Consider the following 2,864-nt stretch of genomic DNA (forward strand, 5'->3'; position numbering starts at 1 on the left):
CCTCCTCCTCCTCCAGTTCCCCCTCCTCGCTTGCGGGGAGGGGTTGGGGGTGGGGTGAGTGTTTAATCACTAATCAAGCGGACATGATATTCACTTAGCCCCACCCTACACCCTAGTTTTGATCAATTGGGGAATAATAGCAGATAGCGTTATTTTTATAAAAATATCAAGCTAGAATTTTCAGGATTAAAAGGCCAGAAAACATCTATGTCGCAATTTTATTTTGATACGGAAAATAACGGACACAAATCTTTTGAATTACCAGGAGCCAAACCACACTACAATCCCGATCGCCCAGGACAGGTAGAGCATATTTTTCTAGACCTGGGCTTGGATATTCCTAACCAAAGTTACCACGGCATTTGCAACATTCGCTTATTGCCAATTCGCAGTGGTATTGAGCGTTTGAGTTTGGATGCGGTAAATTTGCATATCGAGTCTGTACTGGTGGATGAGGTATCACAAAATTTTGACTACGATGGCGAACAGCTTTCTATCCAACTTTCAAAGCCTACCCAGGTTGGTAAAAGACTGTTGATTGCGATCGCCTACTCGGTGGAAAAACCCCAACGTGGTATTTATTTTATTCAACCAGACAAACACTACCCCAACAAGCCCATCCAAGTCTGGACTCAAGGAGAAGATGAAGACTCTCGTTTTTGGTTTCCCTGCTTTGACTACCCAGGACAATTGTCTACTTCCGAAATTCGCGTCCGCGTTCCCAAAAATTTAATTGCCATTTCCAACGGCGAACTAATTGACACCCAAAAAGATGGTGATGACAAAATCTACCATTGGTCACAGCAACAAGTTCATCCTACCTACTTGATAACTCTGGCAGTGGGGGACTTTGCAGAAATTCGCGACCAGTGGCAGGGTAAACCTGTTACATACTACATAGAAAAGGGACGGGAGAAAGATGCTAAACTCAGCATGGGCAAAACTCCCAGGATGCTCGAATTTTTGAGCGAAAAATATGGTTATCCCTATCCTTTCCCCAAATATGCTCAAGTTTGCGTTGACGACTTCATCTTTGGCGGGATGGAAAATACTTCCACAACTTTGTTAACAGACCGCTGTTTACTCGATGAACGCGCCGCTTTAGATAACCGCAACACCGAAAGTTTAGTAGTCCACGAACTAGCGCACCAATGGTTTGGCGATTTAGTAGTCATAAAACATTGGTCTCATGCTTGGGTGAAAGAAGGCATGGCTTCCTATTCTGAGGTAATGTGGACAGAACATGAGTATGGGTCAATAGAAGCAGCATACTATCGGTTATTGGAAGCTCGCAGCTACTTAACCGAAGATAGTAGCCGCTACCGTCGGCCAATGGTAACGCATGTTTACCGGGAAGCGATCGAACTTTATGACTGCCACATCTACGAAAAAGGGTCTTGTGTTTATCACATGATTCGGGCAGAACTGGGAGAAGAATTGTTTTGGTCGGCAATTCAAACATTTGTCCAGGATAATGCCCACAAAACTGTGGAAACAATAGACTTGCTAAGGGCAATTGAAAAAGCAACTGGACGCAATCTCGCATTTTTGTTCGACCAGTATGTTTATCGTGGCGGTCATCCAGATTTTAAAGTGGCTTACTCTTGGGATGAGGATGCTAATTTAGCAAAAGTTACAGTTACTCAAACCCAAGCAAACAACAATGGCAATAAAGATTTATTTGACTTGAGAATCCCCATCGGTTTCGGCTACACCAATTCTAAAGAAGTTAGCAGTGATGTCAAACTCAGCACCCAGCATTCAGCACTCAAAACTTTTACCGTGCGGGTGAATGAACGCGAACAAAGCTTTTATTTTCCACTCGCAGAGAAACCCCAATTTATCAGCTTTGATATGGGGAATAATTTCCTGAAAACTGTGTCTTTGGAGTATCCAATACCAGAGTTGAAAGCACAGTTAGAATTTGACCCCGACCCCATTTCTCGTATCTATGCAGCGTCAGCTTTAGCAGCAAAAGGTGGGTTAGAAGCCATCAAAGCATTATCCGCAGCACTGCAAAATGAGTTATTTTGGGGTGTGCGAGTCGAAGTAGCTAAAAAATTGGCAGAAATTAAGTTGGATCAAGCTTTTGATGGGTTAATTCCTGGGTTGGAAGATAAAAATCCTCGCGTGCGGCGGGCTGTGGTAGAAGCACTTGGTAACATCAAAACCTATGAAAGCTACAAAGCTGTGAAAAAACTGGTGCAAGATGGTGATCCGAGCTACTACGTGGAAGCCGAAGCAGCTACTACCATTGGAGCGATCGCGTCTGCTAACTTAGAAGAAAAGCCCAAGGAAGAAAAGGTCATCAAGCTTTTAAAATCCGTTTTAGAAGAAAAAGCGGGTTGGAATGAAATAGTACGCAGTGGTGCGATCGCAGGTTTAGCTGAACTCAAAACTTCAGAAGCAGCTTTGAATCTAGTACTGGAATATACCAAGCTTGGTGTACCACAACGATTGCGTTTATCGGCAATTCGTGCATTGGGAAAAATTTCTGTAGGTCAAAGTCCAGCTAATTTGGAACGAATTTTAGAAAGACTAGCAGAATTAGCCAAAGAAACCTTCTTTTTAACCCAAGTAGCAGTAGTTGCAGCATTGGGAAAAATGGAAACTCCCAAAGCCAGCGGCATTTTGCGATCGCTAGCTGACCAAACACCAGATGGACGTGTGCGTCGCAATGCTGAGGAAGCCCTTGCCAATGTCCAAAAGAATGTTGGTACAGAAACTGCCCTGCGTACCTTGCGTGAGGAACTCGACCAACTCAAACAACAAAACCAAGAATTGATCAGCCGCTTGGAAAACTTAGAAGCCAAATCTAAATTATAGGTATTGGGAATTGGGCATTGGGCATGGGGCATTGGGCA

The 2,864-nt window shown here is 43.7% G+C and carries 1 protein-coding gene; it reads left to right on the top strand.

What is annotated here, in order from left to right; genetic code table 11:
- The first annotated feature begins 207 nt into the window (after positions 1-207).
- Positions 208-2,826 (top strand): M1 family metallopeptidase, encoded by a 2,619-nt coding sequence (locus tag I8748_RS26005; protein WP_198127412.1) that lies wholly within the window; start codon positions 208-210, stop codon positions 2,824-2,826.
- The last annotated feature ends 38 nt before the right edge of the window (positions 2,827-2,864 follow it).

It is taken from the genome of Amazonocrinis nigriterrae CENA67 (assembly GCF_016056305.1).
GTDB lineage: Bacteria > Cyanobacteriota > Cyanobacteriia > Cyanobacteriales > Nostocaceae > Amazonocrinis > Amazonocrinis nigriterrae.